Consider the following 16021-nt stretch of genomic DNA (forward strand, 5'->3'; position numbering starts at 1 on the left):
AGTTTTAGAATGTTTATAGAATTTTATAAAAATTAGTTTTAATTTAGTTTTATATAAAAGATTATAAATTAATTATAATTTTTTATCATGTGTTTAAAGAATATTTGCTGAACCCATATCTTCTTTAACAACATTTAAAACTGTTTGAGTATATGTTCTTTCTACACCTGGTTCTTTTAGCATACCTTTAATAAATACGTCTAATTCATCAGTATCTCTGAATTTAGCAACAAGAATTGCATCATATTCTCCAGTAACGTCATAAATACCTACTACATTTTTATTATATGATATTTTTTCTTCGAAGTTTTCAAGTTTGCCACCTTTAACTTTAACTCCAATAATACTTGTAAGTACAAATCCCAATTTTCTATGGTTTATTACTGGTGAAAATTTTTCAATTACTCCACTTTTAACCATTTTTTCAATACGATTATGTACAGTTCCTACAGAGATATTTAAATCCCTTGAAATCTGTCTGTAGGATACTCTAACATCCTCATTAATTATTTTTAAAATTTTTTTATCAGTTTCATCTAACTTTATTATATCTGTATCATTTTTGTTCATAAAAACCCTCGACCTTATTAAAAATTTAAAAAATCTATAATTTTATTTTGATTTAATTTATTAATAAATCTTTCTTATTATCATGCTCTTATTTTGTTCATATATTAAAGTATTTTATTAATTTTTTCTTATGTTTATCTATTCTTTATTAGACATTTTCTTGTTATTTTTAATTTTATTTGTATTTTTCTTCTTTTACTACAATTAGTTTACTGTATAGTTTTTTAGTTTATTTTTATAAGTTTTCACAATTTAATATTTAAATTTTTAATTATTATTGAAATTTTTCGTGTTTTTTTATTTTATTTATATTTTCAATTTTTTCAGTATTTTATAAATAATTTTTTAATATTTATAAAAATTTTTAGTTTATTACTTTTTTAATAAGGATACATTTATTTTGGTTTTTATATTTATTATAATAACTTTAAAGAAGATATGTTTTATTTAATTTTAATTTTATAAAATCTACTTATTTTTAAATTTAAAATAATCGTCTTTCGGTTTATTTCAATAAATTAATTGAATTTAGAATGTTTACTTATTAGTAGTACTACTTAATTCTTTAATAACTTTTTTAATTTCCTGTAATGGAGCATCTGTTTTTATTGCTGTAGGACTAAAATGAGTTCTAAATGCATAGTATCCTTTTTTTTCTAGTTTTTCCATAGTTTTATCAATTTTGGGAGCACTTATTTTAAGGTTTTTAGAAATTACATGTACGTCATAAGAACTTGGATTTGTATCTGCTTCTGCTGCACATATTTTTAATAATTTTTCAATTTTATTATGTGTATTTAATTTTTTAACATTAAGAAGTTTTATCATATGTTTTATATAATCTGAATCTTCTATTTTACCTAGCCACATTGGTCCGGCATGTATTAATTTTTCACCACATATGGGACAAGTATCTTTTAAGCTAGTTGCAAGTCCTATTGTTGATTCACGATAAAGACAATTTTTACAATGTGAAATATAACCTATATTTTCATTTATTGAATCATCAGTAGCTTTTGATCCTTTTTTAATTAACATATAGATTCTCATATAATGTTCAGTACTGTGAGACATTTTGATTTCAATATATTTTTTATATTTTGCAAATGTAAGTGCTACAAATCCTGCAAGTATTCTTATTCCATTTTCATGACAGTATTCACTTTTATATGGTTTAGCATTATATTTTCTAATACATGGTGTTTTATATGTTCCACATAATGCAGAAGTATCAGTTGCTGTAACACATAGTAAACTATTTCTTTTTATTGATGCTGCTGTTGAGTCAATAAAAAAACTTGGAGTACCAAAAGGATCAATATCTATAATATCGAATCTACCACCATTATTTCTTAAAAAAATATTTGCTTCATGTTTATGTATTTCAAAATTATCTTCTTTAATTTCAATATTATTATTTTCAGCATTAATTTTTGTAAATTCATTTGCTAAAGGATTAATATCGTTTACACAAACGTTTCCAATATTATCTATTTCTTTTTTATAACGAATACCTCGTATTCCACTTCCTCCAAAAACATCTCCAATATTTACATCCTTATTTAAAAGTTCTTGAAATGTTTGTATTGCAAGTATTGAAATGTCTCTATTAAATTCCATTTTTGGATTATAAAAAACAGGTGCTTCGGATGAAACTTTTTCGAATTCTGGGAACTGGATTTTTACTAATCCTTCTTCAATGGTTTTAATATTACTTTCATCATAATTTATATTTTCATCCATTTTATCACATTATAAAAATTTTAATAATTAAATAAATTGATTTATATATTATCTTATTAATAAATTATATTAGAATATTTAATTATATATGATTTAAAAATAATATTTATATAAATTTTTTATAGAGTTTATATGATTTGAAATATTCTCATATAAATTTTTTTATGGTATTTTAAGTTTATATGATTTTAATTAAATTATTATATACATTTTTTAAATCTATATGAATTATTTAGGTGATTTAATGGCAAAAATTAATATTGCTAGTCCTATTATTGAACAAGAAGAAATTGATAATGTTGTTGAAGTTTTAAAATCTGGTATGATAGCACAAGGACCAAAAGTTACTGAATTTGAAAAAGAGTTTGCAAAATGGATTGGAACTGATTATGGTATTGCAACTAATAATGGAACTAGTGCATTACATACTACTATGTTAGCATGTGGAATTGGTAAAGGAGATGAAGTAATTACTACTCCATTTACATTTGCTGCTACTTCAAATGCTGCATTGTATGTTGGTGCTAGACCTGTATTTGTTGATATTGATGAAGATACTTTTAATTTAGACCCATCTAAAATTGAAGAGGCAATAACTGATAAAACAAAAGCAATTGTTGTTGTACAATTATATGGTCAATCAGCAGATATGGATCCAATATTAGAAATTGCTAAAAAACATGATTTACTTGTAATTGAAGATGCTTGTCAAGCTCATGGTGCAAGTTATAAAGGTAAGAAAGTTGGAAGTATTGGTGATGTTGCATGTTTCAGTTTTTACCCAACTAAAAACATGACTACAAGTGAAGGTGGTATGATTACCACTAATAATAAGGAAATTGCAGAAAATGCTAGAATATTTAGAGCACATGGTTCTCCTGTAAAATATCATCATGATTATATTGGTTATAATTTTAGAATGACTGATATTGAAGCTGCAATTGGTCTTGCACAACTTAAAAAAGTTGATAAATTTGATGATATTAGAATTAAAAATGCTAAATATCTTGATGAAGGTTTAAAAGATGTTAAAGGAATCACTACTCCTGTAGTTGCTGATGGTTGTAAACATGTATACCATCAATATACTATTAAAGTAGATGGTGATAGAGATAAATGGATTGAATTCTTAAATGATCATGGTATTGGTTGTGGAATTTATTATCCTATTCCTTTATATAATCAGAAACTTTACAAAGATTTAGGTTATAATCAATCTTTACCTGTTACTGATAAAGTTGTTAAAGAAGTTATTTCCATTCCTGTACATCCAAGCTTATCTAAAGAAGATTTAGATACTGTTATTGATGTTTTAAAACAAGCTTCTGAAAAGTTATTATAAGCTAGTTTTTACTAGTTTTTTTAATTTTTCATCTTTTTTTTATTCTTTCAATATTTTTTTAATTTTAAAAATGAGTTTATTTTAAATATTTTTGCTTTTAAATTTTGAATTTTTTTATTTTTTAATTTTAAAAATATGAAAAATTAGTTTATTTAATAAAATTTTATTTATCTAATATATCTATTTTAAAATTAGAAAGAAATTTTTATCTTAAATTTAATTTCAAGAATCTGATTTTAGTAAATTATTTAGATATTTTAAATTCTACTTTAATTATATAAATATTGTTTTTTTAAAGATTATAAATATTGTTTTTATTTAAAAATAAGTTGTTGAAAACCTCTATTTAAGAATTTAAATTTAATTTATTTAATTTTAAGATAAATTCTTATTTTTTTAATTTAAGGATTTCAACGAAAAAATGTTTATTTTATAAGTGATTAGTGTAACATATCATTTACTGTTTTTACTTTTGCATCTAAGGTTCTGTTTTCTTGATCTCTTCTATCATCAACTTTAATAACAGTATATACTCTTCCAATACCTGTTTTAAAAATTTCTTCTTGAGCCGTAGCAATTGCATCATATAATTCTTTTAAATTATTTGCTTCTATTTGAGTTCCCATTCCTGTTAATTGATAATTTAATCCAGAATCTTTAATTGATTGTACAGCAGCAGTAACATATTCTTTACATTCTGTGTCATCTGCTCCAACAGGTAATATTGCAAAATCACATGTAATCATTTTATTCTCTCCATAATTAATTTATTTAAAAACTTTTTTAATTAAAAATTATTATTGTAATATTAATTAAAAAGTTAATTTTTATAGTTTAATATATATTTTATAAAAGTTTTAAATTTTCTATTAAATCTTTAATTAAATAAATAATTAATTTTATTAATTTTAAAAGATAATTTTTTAGTATGGTAAAAATAGATAAAGATGAATTTAATCAAAAAATATTCAAACGTATCTATAAGTTAATTGATGAGTATACTTTGGTTAATGAGAATGAACGTATTGCAGTAGCATTATCTGGTGGTAAAGATAGTGTTTTAACACTTCATGCTTTAAGTTCTTATAGAAAAATATGTGGATTTGATTTTGATCTTGTTGCCATTGCAGTTGATGAAGGAATTGAAGGTTATCGAGCATCTGGAATTTCTTCAGCAGTAAATAATGCTAAATTATGTAATGTCCCATTAATACAAGAATCATTTAAAGATAACTTTGAATATAATTTAGATGATATTTATACAAATTTTAAAAGTGCATGTATTCCTTGTGGAGTTTTTAGAAGACATATTCTAAATAAAGCAGCTTATGATTGGGGTGCTGATAAAATAGCTACTGGTCATAATCTTGATGATGAAATTCAATCATTTCTTATGAGTTTTGCTCGTGGAGATACTCTTAAATTTTCTAAATTTGGACCAGAACTTAGTAGAATTCATCCTAAACTTGTGCCACGTATAAAACCATTATGGAATACACCTGAAAAAGAAGTTGGTTTATGGGCTATAATGAATGATATTGATATACATCTTGCAGAATGTCCTTATTCTTCTTTATCATTAAGATCTAAAATTAAAGGATTTTTAAATGATGTTGAAAATAAAAATCCTGGAATTAAAGAAAATATTTTATCTTCATTTATAAAATCTTTAGATGTTGAAGATTCTATACCTAAATTATATGAATGTGAAAGATGTGGTGAACCTACTTCTTCTAATATATGTAAAGCATGTGAAATTGTTGAATTGTTAAACAATAATTAAAGTTTATATAAAATTTTGCTTTTTAAATATTATTAAATAAATTATTTCTATTTTAATTTTTTTGAGATTTTTCTTAATATGTTTTAATCTTTTTGAATTAAAATAGTTTAATTTTTATATTTAAAGATTTAAATTATTATTAGTGGTTTATATTAGGGATATTATGGATGATAAATTAAAAGTTCACGTTTTACATACTGGTCAAGTTGTAGTAGATAAAGCTTTACCATTTAGAAATAAATCTTTAAATCCTTTTGCTTATACTGGTTTACTTAGAAATAAATCTAATAAAATTAAGTTACCAGTCTCAGTATATTTAATTGAACATCCAAGGGGTAATGTTCTTGTGGATACTGGATGGTCTAAAGCTGTTAGAGGAGATTATAAAAAACATTTACCAATGAAAGGATATTTAGCTAGTAAACCTATACTTCCACCAGGAGAAAATATTACTGAACAATTAGATAAATTAGGTATTAATAAATTACAATTTATTGTTTTAACTCATATGCATGTTGATCATGTTGATGCTTTAAGTGAAGTTCAAGATTATGCTGAATTTGTTCTTGTTTCTCGTGATGAATTAAAATCTGCTAATAATGGTGGTGGAAGGTATATAAAAGAACTTTGGCAAAATACTATTTTTGATAGATTTGATTGGAATGGTGAAATGGGACCTTATTTCAAATCTTATGATGTTTTCCGTGATGGTAAAATTAATTTAATATATCTTCCAGGTCATACTACTGGTTCAACAGGAGTTCTTATTAAAAATAATGGTAAATTTGTTTTTATTACTGGTGATGCTGCATATGCTAAAGAATCTTGGGAAAAATTTGAATTACCTAGTATAGTTAATGATAGAGATAGAACTTTAAGATGTTTAAAGTATATTAATAAGTTAAGTAAAGCTGATAATTGTATTGAGATATTAGCAAGTCATGATCCTGATGTTAAACCTCATGTTGTTGAATTTTAGGTGTATTTATGGATAAAGATAAACGAAAATATATTTTCCTATTAATTATTTTAGCTATTTTATTTGTTATTGTAATTGAGAAATATTCATTTAATATTCATACTTATGATATTTTAATTGATTTAATTCTTGTTTTAATAGTTATTTATGCATTTTATGACTTCTATAAAAATAAGGATAAAAGAAAACTTGAAAAAGAGTCTAAAAAATCAAAATCTAAATCATCTACAAAAAATATTAAAGCTAAAAAATAATCTCTTATTTTTTTATAATTTTAAATATTAATCTTATTTTACAAAATTTAGTTTTTTTAGAAAAATAGCTTAGTAAGTTTAGTTTTTTTTATATTATGTTTGGTTTTTTTTTAGAAAGTTTAAAATAATTTATACTTATTTAAATTTAGAAATAAACTCTTTTTTAGAGAAATAGTTTAGTAAGTTTATTTTTTATATTATGTTTGGTTTTTTTTTAGAGAAATAGTTTAGTAAGTTTATTTTTTATATTATGTTTAGTTTTTTTTAGAGAAATAGTTTAGTAAGTTTAGTTTTTTTATAATATAAAATTTAGATAAAGAATTTTATTATTCTTTATCTTCATTTTCATCTTCTGTGTTTTCTTCGGTTTTTTCAGGTTCTACAATATCAATTAAGATTTTATCAATTTGATTTCCATCCATTTCAAGAACTTCAAAGTAATATTTGTCCCAATGGAATTTTTCTCCTTTTACAGGTATTTTTTCAAGATAACTTAGTATGAATCCTGCAATTGTTGAGAAATCATCTTCTTCTTCATTTGGTAATTCCTCATTAATGTCAAAGAGTTCTTTAAACCTATCAATTGTGATTCTACCATCAAGTAACCAAGAGTGATTTCTTATTTTTATTGCTTTTGGATCATCCATTTCATCTATACCTGGAATATCTCCAACAATTCCTTCAAGTAAATCATTTAAGGTAATTAAACCAAGTACTGTACCAAATTCATCTACAACAAGAGCCATATGTACATATGTTTTATTTTTCTTAAATTTTTCAAGAAGTTCCATTGATTGAAGATTATCTGGAATTACAAGTGGATTTTTTAGGATTTTATGTATATCAGTTGAATTTTTATCATCAAACATACGACCTAATATATCTTTTGCTTGAACAACACCAATAAAATCATCTAATTCTCCTCTTGCTACTGGGAAAATTGAACGTTTACTTTCAATGATTTTTCTTTGATTTTCTTCATTTGAATCATCAAGATCTAACCAAACAATTTCATTTCTTGGTGTCATAATCATATCAACTTTTTGAGCATCAAGACGGAAAACTCTTTGAATTATTGTTTGTTCTTCTTTCTCAATGGTTCCTTCTTCAATTCCCTCTTCAATTAATAAATTAACTTCTTCTTCTGTAACTTCATGTTTTTTTGCATCATTTTGTCCAATGAGTCTTAAAAACACATTAGTGGATATTGTTAATAAATGTACAATTGGTGAAGTAACTCGTGATAATACATCCATTGATTTTGCAATTTTAACAGATATTCCTTCAGGATCATTAAGTGCAATTTGTTTAGGTGCTATTTCACCTATTACTAATGTAATATATGTTGTAATAAATACAATTAGAATATAACTTATTGGATATGCATGAGGTATATAAGGACTTAAGTATTCTGCTAGTGGTTTTGATAATGCTGCACCACCAACTACACCTAAAATAATGTTTATGACTGTAATTCCTATTTGTACAGTTGAAAGGAAGTTAGTTGAGTCATTATACAATTTGATTGCTGTTTTTGCTCCTCTAACATTATCTTGTTCGAGTTTCTGAAGTTTAATTTTTCTTGACGATACAATAGCTAATTCTGCCATTGTTAATATACCATTAATAATAATTAATATTAATATTATGATAATTTCTATTATTTCTTTAATCATTTCGATACCTTATAAAAAAATAAATTTTTTAGTTTTTAATTAAATGATTATTATAAATCACTTTTAAATATTTTAATTGTGAGTTTTAATTAGATTTTTATAAATCACTTGCTTTTTGAAAACCTTTAAATCCGTGAATTTCTTCTTGCATGTCTTGTACTGCTTTTGATGCTTCTTCTCTTGTGTTAACTTTTTTAAATATTCTTCTTTCTTTAACTTTTAGTACTTTACCACAAACACATTTTCTTGTGTTTTGTCCTTTTTTTGCATAAAGTACTCTTCCACAATCACATCTAAAGATTAAGTACATTGAATTCACCTTTTAATTATTTCAAATAAATAATTCCTTTAATCTTTTATTTTTTTAAAATTATAATATTGTTTATATATTGCTATTTCATATTATTAATGTTTTAGAAAACTTTATATGTTTTATTATTTTTAAAATAAAAATTTAAAAAATAGTGATTTATTTTATTTTATATTTTGTTTAAAATCTATTAATTTCATTATATTTTTATATATTTTACATGATTTTTATTATATATTTGTTTTATTATTTAATATATCTTTAATTTTTTATTTTCTATTTTCTTAATTATTTTTATATAATAAATTTAAAATTGTACTTTTAATTTTTAACTGTTTTTATTAATTTGAATTTTTTTTAAAATTAGAATATAATCTTTTTTTAGTTAAAAAAAGGATTTTTATTGGTGTGTATTTGTAGATTATATTCCAAATGTTGGGGAGTAGGTGTAAAACGAAACTCTCTATTTTTTGGTGTATTTGTAGATTATATTCCAAATGTTTTTGTTATTAATGGTATGAAAACACTTGTAGGTAATATAAAGAATGTTGCAATACTTACTCCAATATCCGTTCCAATAAATACTAAAAGTATTCTGAAAATATTATTATGCCATAAATCTTTTAAAGAGTCTATTTTATTTAAATTTTTAATATCACTTTTTTTAATTTTCCTATAATGTAATTCAACTAATGCTGAAAACATTCCTGCAGCAAGTAAGGGATGCATCACTGTAAAAGGTGCAGATAAACCTCCAACAATTGCAGATTGTACTTTTGAACCTGCACATATTGATCCTATAAATCCTGCTATTATGTAAATTAGAAAATAATTTATAAGTTCATGGGTGATATTTACACCATGAAGAAATGCCAGAAAAAATATCACAACAAATATTATTGGGATAAGTGCAAGTATTACTTTTGTCCAGGAAATACCATTTTTTTCATCAAGTGATGTAAGTTCTGAATAACTTGGAATTTCTTCAGGACAATCAAGATAATTATTAATTCCTTCCTTATGTCCTGCACCAACGACTGCTACTACATTATCTTCTGGGATATTTAATATACTTTGTGCAAGGTATGCATCTCTTTCATGAACTAAAACTTGATAAACATCTGGTGAAGCTTCTTTAAAGTATTCCATTACTTCTTCAATTGTATCTTCTTGTTTTAAATCTTCAATATCAATTTCTTCCTCTTCACCAACAACTAATGATTTAAGTGCACCAAGAATGAATTTAAATTTTTCCCATCCACTCATTTTATTTAGTACTCTTTGTAATGTAATATTAATATCTCTATCAAGTAATGCAATTTTAATATCAAGATCATTTGCAGCTTCAATTGCTGCAATCATTTCTGAACCTGGTTTAACATTTACATCTTGTCCAATTTTATTTTGAAAGTAACTTAAAATACTTGTTATAAAAAATAAACCTACTTTATTTTCTCTTATGATTTTTCTCATAGATATTGTATCATCTTCAGGTTCTACACCATTTTTTTCATCCATTAAACGTTTAAATCTACCATAATCAAGTTCAACACCAACTACTTCTGGTTGAAGTTCATAAATGGTATTTTTTACTTCTTCTACACTATCTGCTGATACATGTGCAGTACCTATTATGGTTAAGTTTTCTCTATTCAAAAGTAACACTTCGATTAGTTTTAATTGATAAATAATTTAATTATTATATTAATATTAAAATGATTTCTAGAATTTATTATTTTAAAACTTTATAATGTAGAATAATTTTATAATTTTATTTTTATAATTTATTCTAGAATTTTATAAATTTTGTAAAATAATTTTATAAGTTTTATTTAATCTTTTTAATATTTATAATTAATTTTATTTTATTAATGATTTTTTATAATTAATTTTTACAGTTTTTATTTTCATTTTAAATTTAAAATATTATATATTAGTTCTATTAAATTTTTATTATATATTATATTATTAGGTTAAATTATGAAAGCTACAATAAGTTTTGAAAACACTATATCATCTGATGTTTCAATAATGATTGATGCATTACGTGCTAGTACTACAATTACTGTTGGATTAGACAATTATAATACTGTTATTCCTGCTTTTTCTCCTGAAGACGCAGTTGAAAAATCTAAAAAATATAATGGTGTTCTTGCAGGTGAAAGAAATGGTAAAAAATTAGATGGTTTTGATATTGGTAATTCTCCTAATGCTATACTTAATTATAAATCTGATAAAGAAAATTTAATATTAACAAGTAGTAATGGTACAAGGGTACTTGAAAATATGAAAAGTAAGTATGTTTTAGTTGGATGTTTTATTAATGCTAAAGCATGTGCTGAAGCTGCACTTAAACTTTCACAATCTCATATTGATATTGTTATGGCAGGTTGGCTTGGTCAATTTGCTATTGAAGATTATATTGCTGGTGGAGAAATATTATATTGGTTAAAATATTTTTCTAAAGATAAAGGTATTGATATTGATTTTTCAGAATTTGCAGAAGTAGCTATTCTTAGTTCAAGGGATTTAATTAAATCAAATGAAGCTATTTCAAGAGGAGGATCTGCTAATAGACTTCGAAACCTTGGTTATTCTCAGGATATACCATTTTGTTTAAAACATAATATTTCAGATACTGTTGGTATATATGAAAAGGGTATAATTACTAAGTTTTGATTAATTTCAATTTTAATTATTTTTAATACTTAAATTTTATATAATGTCTATTTTATTTTGAGATTTTTATTTTTTTATTAAATTCTTTTATTATGGAGGATTAGTTTTATTGAATTTAATTTCTTATTTTTTATTTATTAAATTCTAATTAAGCTTTAATAACATACTTATTTTTTTAGATATTTTTTTGGAGTTTTTTATTTTAAAATATTAAATTATGAATATTATTCCTTTTTAAAATAGTAATATTTTTAAAAAATCATTTTCAGATATTTTAATATAAATTTATACAGGTTATTTAATGAATATTGTTACAACACCAATGTGTAAAAAAATATTAGATTTAGCAGGGATTAATGATTATAATATTGCAGTTCATCCATCAAAAGATGATGGGGATTTTGCTATTTTATTATCTGAAAGTAAAGTTGATATGGATTCTTTAAAAATTAAACTTAATACATTTAAACAGATTGTAGAAAGTGTTATTAAAGTATCAGAATATTCTAATAAAAAACTTGATTATGATGATGTATTAAGTATGCTTGAAGATTATACATTTGCTTATGCATGGCTATCTGATAATAGTAAAGTTAAAAGTTTAAAAGATGAAAATTCTAAGATTAATGTTTCTGTAAAATCTAAATTTTTAAGGGATATTGTTTTAGATATGAATTTTAATATTGATAATGATAATTTTGATTATTTAATTTATCCTGATTATATGGAAGTTGATAAAAATATTGATTGTTCTTTTATAAGTATTCCAACTCATCATAATGTTCCAAAAAATCCTATTGAAAGAGCAGAGTTGAGATATGCTATTTTATTAAATATTTCACATTATTAATTTCTTATCTTAAGATTTAAATTTTAATTAGTTTTAGTTGAATTTTTAGTAAATATGTTAAGAATTATATTATTTAAGTTAATTAAAAAATTTATTAAGTAAGTAAATATAATAGATTATATAATTATAATTTATCTAAATTTTATTATTTTATTATAATAGAGATGGTTATTGTGTATGAAACATTGACTTATTCTGGTGGAATTCATAAAGGTAATGAAATGCGGGAATTAATTGAAGATTTAGGTGGATTTATTATACAAGAAAATATTATTCAAATGGATCTTGTAATAAATATGGCTATTCCTGTTGATGATGTTGATAAAATTAAAGAGAAATCTGATGAATTACTTGGTAAAATTACTTTTGCTCCAATGGCAGGTACAGAAATAGCTATTGTTTCTCCAACACTTGCAAGACATCATTTACCTCATGCTGCATGTGATATATCTGAATATCTTAGACGTTATGGTGCAAAAGATAATATGATTGGTTTAGCAAGAGGTCATGGTAAAGGTACTAGTGGAATTTCACAAGAAGAAAAATATTTAATTGAAGAGCATGATGTAGCTATTTTTGCTCTTGGTAGTTTTAAAGATTGTATTATTAAAAAGTCATTTTTATATGATGATATTGATATTCCAGTTATTGTTACTGGAGCACCTGAAATAGATGTTGATGAATTACCAGGTGCAGATGCATATGTTAGTGGTTTAGGTAGAATACCTCGTAGATTAAAACGTGGTGAAAATATTAGAGCTCTTAAAAAGCTTGTTGAAACTACTGAAAGTATTTTAAATAAAAAACGAAAATATATGGGTGAAGATCCACCTCTTGCACCTTCTATTCTTGTAAAAGATGCAATTGAAAATCAAGTGCCTGCTATTAAAGAAGCATATACTCCAACCCCAGTAACAAGTCAATTAGATGGTGTTAGGGTAAAACTTGATTATGATACTTACCATAAAGATATTGAAAATGTTGATGTAAATGGTAGGAAATTATCTGATATTGCAGATATTACAAAATCTCATATGTATGGTTATACATTAGTTAAACTTTTAAATGAAAGTTCAATTGTATAATTTTATACTTTTTTATTTTTTAATAATCTTTATGCTTTTTTTTAAATCTTTTAGTTAATACAATTTTTAATATTTTGAAATTTTTAATTAATTTTTTTATTTATAATTTATTTTGAAGGAATTACAATGTATAGTTTAAAACAAAGATATATATTTAATGGTCCGATATCAACTATTGTTTTATTTGTCTTTAATTATTACTTAATACAAACAATGTTTAATTATATTAATCATCCTTTAAGTTTTAATCAAATTATAATTATTGTAAGCTTTCTTGCTATTATAAATATAGTTTCAATTACAGAAGAACTTAAAAAATCAAGACCTATTACTCGTTTTTTAATGGAAGTTTCTGAGTTATGGAAATGGGCATCTTTAATGTATCTTTTAGAAGTTTTCATAATATTTTTAATTAGTCTTATTATTAAAGTTCCAATTTTTTTAATATATGTTATGTATCTTTTTGTACCTGTTCTTGGAGTAATTGGGTATTATAAGGCACATAGGATTGTTGTAAAATATCATGATTTAAATATTATGCCTAATGAAATAGATGATAATGTTGTTATTATACATATTTCAGATTTACATGTAGGTTCTATACGTGGTAAAACTATGCTTCGTCGTCTTAGTCGTAAACTTAATAGATTAGCTACTAAATTAAGACAAGAAGGTGCTAATGATATTATTGTTGTTATTTCTGGTGATCTTGCTGATGGTTCATGTCCTATTGAAGAAGATGCTTTTAGTCCATTAGGTGATGTAAGAGTTCCTATAATCTTTACTCCAGGAAATCATGATTATTATCAAGGTATTGAGAATGTTGAATCTGCAGCACGTAATGCTGGAATAACTGTACTTGATAATGATAATCTTAATCTTAGAAATATTGGTTTAAATATTATTGGTTTAAGTTATCCTTATGATGATAATGATTTCTTAGAGGGAGATATGGACATTTCAACTATTCCTATTATTAAGAATGAGACTAATATCTTAGTATTTCATATTCCAGAAGGTTTTGAATACTTCTCAAGATTAGGTGTAAATCTCCAGTTATCTGGTCATACTCATGGGGGACAATTTTATCCTGCAAATGTTTGGGTAAAAGCATTTTATCCATTTTTAAAAGGAATATTTTCTATTGAATTACCTACTATATTTGGTAGATTTACTAATAGTCATCTTTCTGTTACAAATGGTATAGGTACTATGGGTCCTCCAATAAGACTTGGAACAGATTCTGAAATTATTGTTTTAAGACTTAAAGAAGAAAAAAAATAAGTATAAATATTCTTTTTTAATATTTTTTATAATAAAAATTTAAAAAAATAGTTTATAAATTAGTTTTTTGATTTTTATTTTTAATTTTATATTGTTTAAGCTCAGTTTTATTGATATATTTTGAAAATATAAGAGATTTAAGTAAATTTATTTTTTTGGAACTACCATACCAAAGAAATTAATAGCTTCTACTAAATCTCTGAATTGTTCTAATTCTTTTTCAATAACATCTTCATCAGTTAAATTTCCACTTAATTCTCCATCAACACTTAAAGTATCAGGTCCTCTTGTTACAAGACGTTCTTTACCATCTGCAGAGAATATTCTATTTAAATCTAATTCATGTACATATGCTCTTCCTGGTATTAATACAGTATCTTTAACTTCAGATAAATCAATATCTTCTAAGTCATACTTTGTAATAAGACATGCAATATCTTTTTTTGTAGAGATTACATTTACCTTATCATCTGCATTGATTTTTTCAAATATTTTAGCTATTTTTGGTCCTGCAATAGATGAAGATATGATTGTTGCTTCACCAGTTACTTTTGGTATAAATTGTAAATAAATTTCATTTCCATCATTTGCTATTGCAAATGGGGCTCCAGTTTCAGGATCACAAACAGGTGTTCCAGTTACTCTAAGTTTTGGGAATTCTGAATTTATTTCTTTTACAAGTTCTTCAAAACTTTCAACACTTTGAGATTCTATTCCTTTTACAATTGGTGCATTGTTTAATATAAGTCCACCTTCAGTTGTGTTTGCAAATCTCATAAGAATTGCTGCATGTGCTCCCCATTCTTCAAGTTTTTCACAAGTATTTTTTAAAACTTCTCCATCATTTACTCCAGGAACAATGACCATAGCTGCATGTAATTCTGTATTTTGACTAAATATTTCTGCTGCTTTAAGAGATGCTTCTGGACTTGGATCACCCATCCATTCTCTTCTAAGTTTTTCATCAGCTGCAAATAATGTATATGTTACTTCATCTACACCATAATTAATTAAATCTGTTGCCCATTTTTCATTATCTATTCCTTTACCACTAGTATATCCTAAGTGCATAGGTAGTTGAAACTGATTTATTACTTCTGCAAGTTCTTTTATTTGTGGATAACAGCTTACATCTCCTCCACCGCTGATATTTACTTTAAGATTATTATCTCGTATTGGATTAAACATTAATCTACTTTGTAATTCGTTTGCAACTAAAAATACTGGTTTAAATTCTGATTCTGCATCTTGGATTCCAATGGAACATTTATCACAGCCAATTTTAGTTGGAGAACAATATTTACATCCAAGAGGTTTTATATCTTTTACTTTTTTAAAGTAGCAGTATTTACAAAAACCTCTACAATCTTTTCCTGGAATTCCACCAACATCTGCTAATATTTGCATTTTATCATCTTGATTTTTTAATTTATATTTAAAATTATATTTTTGTATAAAAATTTTAT

Annotated in this window: 15 protein-coding genes; 8 read left to right on the forward strand and 7 right to left on the reverse strand. The window is 24.0% G+C overall.

Features of this window, described 5'->3' with window-relative positions; all coding sequences use genetic code 11:
* Positions 1-93: 93 nt before the first annotated feature.
* Positions 94-570 carry an Lrp/AsnC family transcriptional regulator gene (locus T523_RS06955; RefSeq protein ID WP_042708222.1) on the reverse strand — a complete coding sequence of 159 codons (477 nt, stop codon included), beginning with the start codon at positions 568-570 and terminating at the stop codon, positions 94-96.
* Positions 571-1107: 537 nt separating this feature from the next.
* Positions 1108-2313: a tRNA (guanine(10)-N(2))-dimethyltransferase gene (locus tag T523_RS06960; RefSeq protein ID WP_042708223.1), complete on the reverse strand. Its 1206-nt coding sequence runs from the start codon at positions 2311-2313 to the stop codon at positions 1108-1110.
* Positions 2314-2557: 244 nt separating this feature from the next.
* Between T523_RS06960 and T523_RS06965 the strand changes: the two genes are divergently transcribed.
* Positions 2558-3655 (forward strand): DegT/DnrJ/EryC1/StrS family aminotransferase, encoded by a 1098-nt coding sequence (locus T523_RS06965; RefSeq protein ID WP_042708224.1) that lies wholly within the window; start codon positions 2558-2560, stop codon positions 3653-3655.
* Positions 3656-4095: 440 nt separating this feature from the next.
* Here the strand turns inward: T523_RS06965 and T523_RS06970 are convergent, their stop codons facing one another.
* The gene (locus T523_RS06970; protein WP_042708225.1) at positions 4096-4401 is read right to left on the reverse strand and encodes an MTH1187 family thiamine-binding protein; all 306 of its coding nucleotides are present in this window, start codon (positions 4399-4401) and stop codon (positions 4096-4098) included.
* A gap of 182 nt (positions 4402-4583) precedes the next feature.
* Here T523_RS06970 and T523_RS06975 point away from each other — a divergent pair, with 182 nt between their 5' ends.
* From T523_RS06975 to T523_RS06985, 3 genes are all read left to right on the forward strand, one after another.
* Positions 4584-5438, forward strand: coding sequence for a TIGR00269 family protein (locus T523_RS06975; RefSeq protein ID WP_042708226.1), 855 nt, complete (start codon positions 4584-4586; stop codon positions 5436-5438).
* A 163-nt stretch (positions 5439-5601) separates the two neighbouring features.
* On the forward strand, positions 5602-6417 hold the full coding sequence (locus tag T523_RS06980; RefSeq protein WP_042708227.1) for an N-acyl homoserine lactonase family protein: 816 nt from the start codon (positions 5602-5604) through the stop codon (positions 6415-6417).
* Between the two features lie 8 nt (positions 6418-6425).
* Positions 6426-6671, forward strand: coding sequence for a hypothetical protein (locus T523_RS06985; RefSeq protein ID WP_042708228.1), 246 nt, complete (start codon positions 6426-6428; stop codon positions 6669-6671).
* A 326-nt stretch (positions 6672-6997) separates the two neighbouring features.
* On the opposite strand, the gene T523_RS06990 is transcribed toward T523_RS06985, so the two are convergent.
* The 3 genes from T523_RS06990 to T523_RS07000 form a co-directional block, all read right to left on the reverse strand.
* Positions 6998-8347: a hemolysin family protein gene (locus T523_RS06990; RefSeq protein ID WP_042708229.1), complete on the reverse strand. Its 1350-nt coding sequence runs from the start codon at positions 8345-8347 to the stop codon at positions 6998-7000.
* A gap of 97 nt (positions 8348-8444) precedes the next feature.
* Positions 8445-8657 (reverse strand): DUF1922 domain-containing protein, encoded by a 213-nt coding sequence (locus tag T523_RS06995; protein ID WP_042708230.1) that lies wholly within the window; start codon positions 8655-8657, stop codon positions 8445-8447.
* A gap of 486 nt (positions 8658-9143) precedes the next feature.
* On the reverse strand, positions 9144-10322 hold the full coding sequence (locus tag T523_RS07000) for a TraB/GumN family protein (RefSeq protein ID WP_042708231.1): 1179 nt from the start codon (positions 10320-10322) through the stop codon (positions 9144-9146).
* A 315-nt stretch (positions 10323-10637) separates the two neighbouring features.
* Here T523_RS07000 and comB point away from each other — a divergent pair, with 315 nt between their 5' ends.
* The 4 genes from comB to T523_RS07020 all read left to right on the forward strand — a co-directional run bounded on the left by comB (position 10638) and on the right by T523_RS07020 (position 14555).
* Positions 10638-11336, forward strand: coding sequence for a 2-phosphosulfolactate phosphatase (gene comB / locus T523_RS07005; RefSeq protein WP_042708232.1), 699 nt, complete (start codon positions 10638-10640; stop codon positions 11334-11336).
* 301 nt (positions 11337-11637) lie between these two features.
* Entirely contained in the window at positions 11638-12186 is a 549-nt protein-coding gene (locus tag T523_RS07010) for a hypothetical protein (protein WP_042708233.1), read from the forward strand.
* A gap of 173 nt (positions 12187-12359) precedes the next feature.
* On the forward strand, positions 12360-13271 hold the full coding sequence (locus tag T523_RS07015; RefSeq protein WP_042708234.1) for a methanogenesis marker 7 protein: 912 nt from the start codon (positions 12360-12362) through the stop codon (positions 13269-13271).
* Between the two features lie 126 nt (positions 13272-13397).
* Positions 13398-14555 (forward strand): metallophosphoesterase, encoded by a 1158-nt coding sequence (locus T523_RS07020; protein WP_052334679.1) that lies wholly within the window; start codon positions 13398-13400, stop codon positions 14553-14555.
* Between the two features lie 147 nt (positions 14556-14702).
* On the opposite strand, the gene mmp10 is transcribed toward T523_RS07020, so the two are convergent.
* Complete coding sequence (gene mmp10 / locus T523_RS07025; protein WP_042708331.1) at positions 14703-15962, reverse strand: methyl coenzyme M reductase-arginine methyltransferase Mmp10; 1260 nt, start codon at positions 15960-15962, stop codon at positions 14703-14705.
* Between the last annotated feature and the right edge of the window lie 59 nt (positions 15963-16021).

Origin of the sequence: Methanobrevibacter wolinii SH (genome assembly GCF_000621965.1) — an archaeon.
Classification (GTDB): domain Archaea; phylum Methanobacteriota; class Methanobacteria; order Methanobacteriales; family Methanobacteriaceae; genus Methanarmilla; species Methanarmilla wolinii.

What these genes read in the sequence shown, in the direction of transcription:
- T523_RS06955 (WP_042708222.1), bottom strand. Translation starts at nt 570, where the DNA reads ATGAACAAAAATGATACAGATATAATAAAGTTAGATGAAACTGATAAA.
- T523_RS06970 (WP_042708225.1), bottom strand. Translation starts at nt 4,401, where the DNA reads ATGATTACATGTGATTTTGCAATATTACCTGTTGGAGCAGATGACACA.
- T523_RS06965 (WP_042708224.1), top strand. Translation starts at nt 2,558, where the DNA reads ATGGCAAAAATTAATATTGCTAGTCCTATTATTGAACAAGAAGAAATT.
- mmp10 (WP_042708331.1), bottom strand. Translation starts at nt 15,962, where the DNA reads ATGCAAATATTAGCAGATGTTGGTGGAATTCCAGGAAAAGATTGTAGA.
- T523_RS06980 (WP_042708227.1), top strand. Translation starts at nt 5,602, where the DNA reads ATGGATGATAAATTAAAAGTTCACGTTTTACATACTGGTCAAGTTGTA.
- T523_RS06990 (WP_042708229.1), bottom strand. Translation starts at nt 8,347, where the DNA reads ATGATTAAAGAAATAATAGAAATTATCATAATATTAATATTAATTATT.
- T523_RS06995 (WP_042708230.1), bottom strand. Translation starts at nt 8,657, where the DNA reads ATGTACTTAATCTTTAGATGTGATTGTGGAAGAGTACTTTATGCAAAA.
- T523_RS07010 (WP_042708233.1), top strand. Translation starts at nt 11,638, where the DNA reads ATGAATATTGTTACAACACCAATGTGTAAAAAAATATTAGATTTAGCA.
- comB (WP_042708232.1), top strand. Translation starts at nt 10,638, where the DNA reads ATGAAAGCTACAATAAGTTTTGAAAACACTATATCATCTGATGTTTCA.
- T523_RS06985 (WP_042708228.1), top strand. Translation starts at nt 6,426, where the DNA reads ATGGATAAAGATAAACGAAAATATATTTTCCTATTAATTATTTTAGCT.
- T523_RS07020 (WP_052334679.1), top strand. Translation starts at nt 13,398, where the DNA reads ATGTATAGTTTAAAACAAAGATATATATTTAATGGTCCGATATCAACT.
- T523_RS06960 (WP_042708223.1), bottom strand. Translation starts at nt 2,313, where the DNA reads ATGGATGAAAATATAAATTATGATGAAAGTAATATTAAAACCATTGAA.
- T523_RS06975 (WP_042708226.1), top strand. Translation starts at nt 4,584, where the DNA reads ATGGTAAAAATAGATAAAGATGAATTTAATCAAAAAATATTCAAACGT.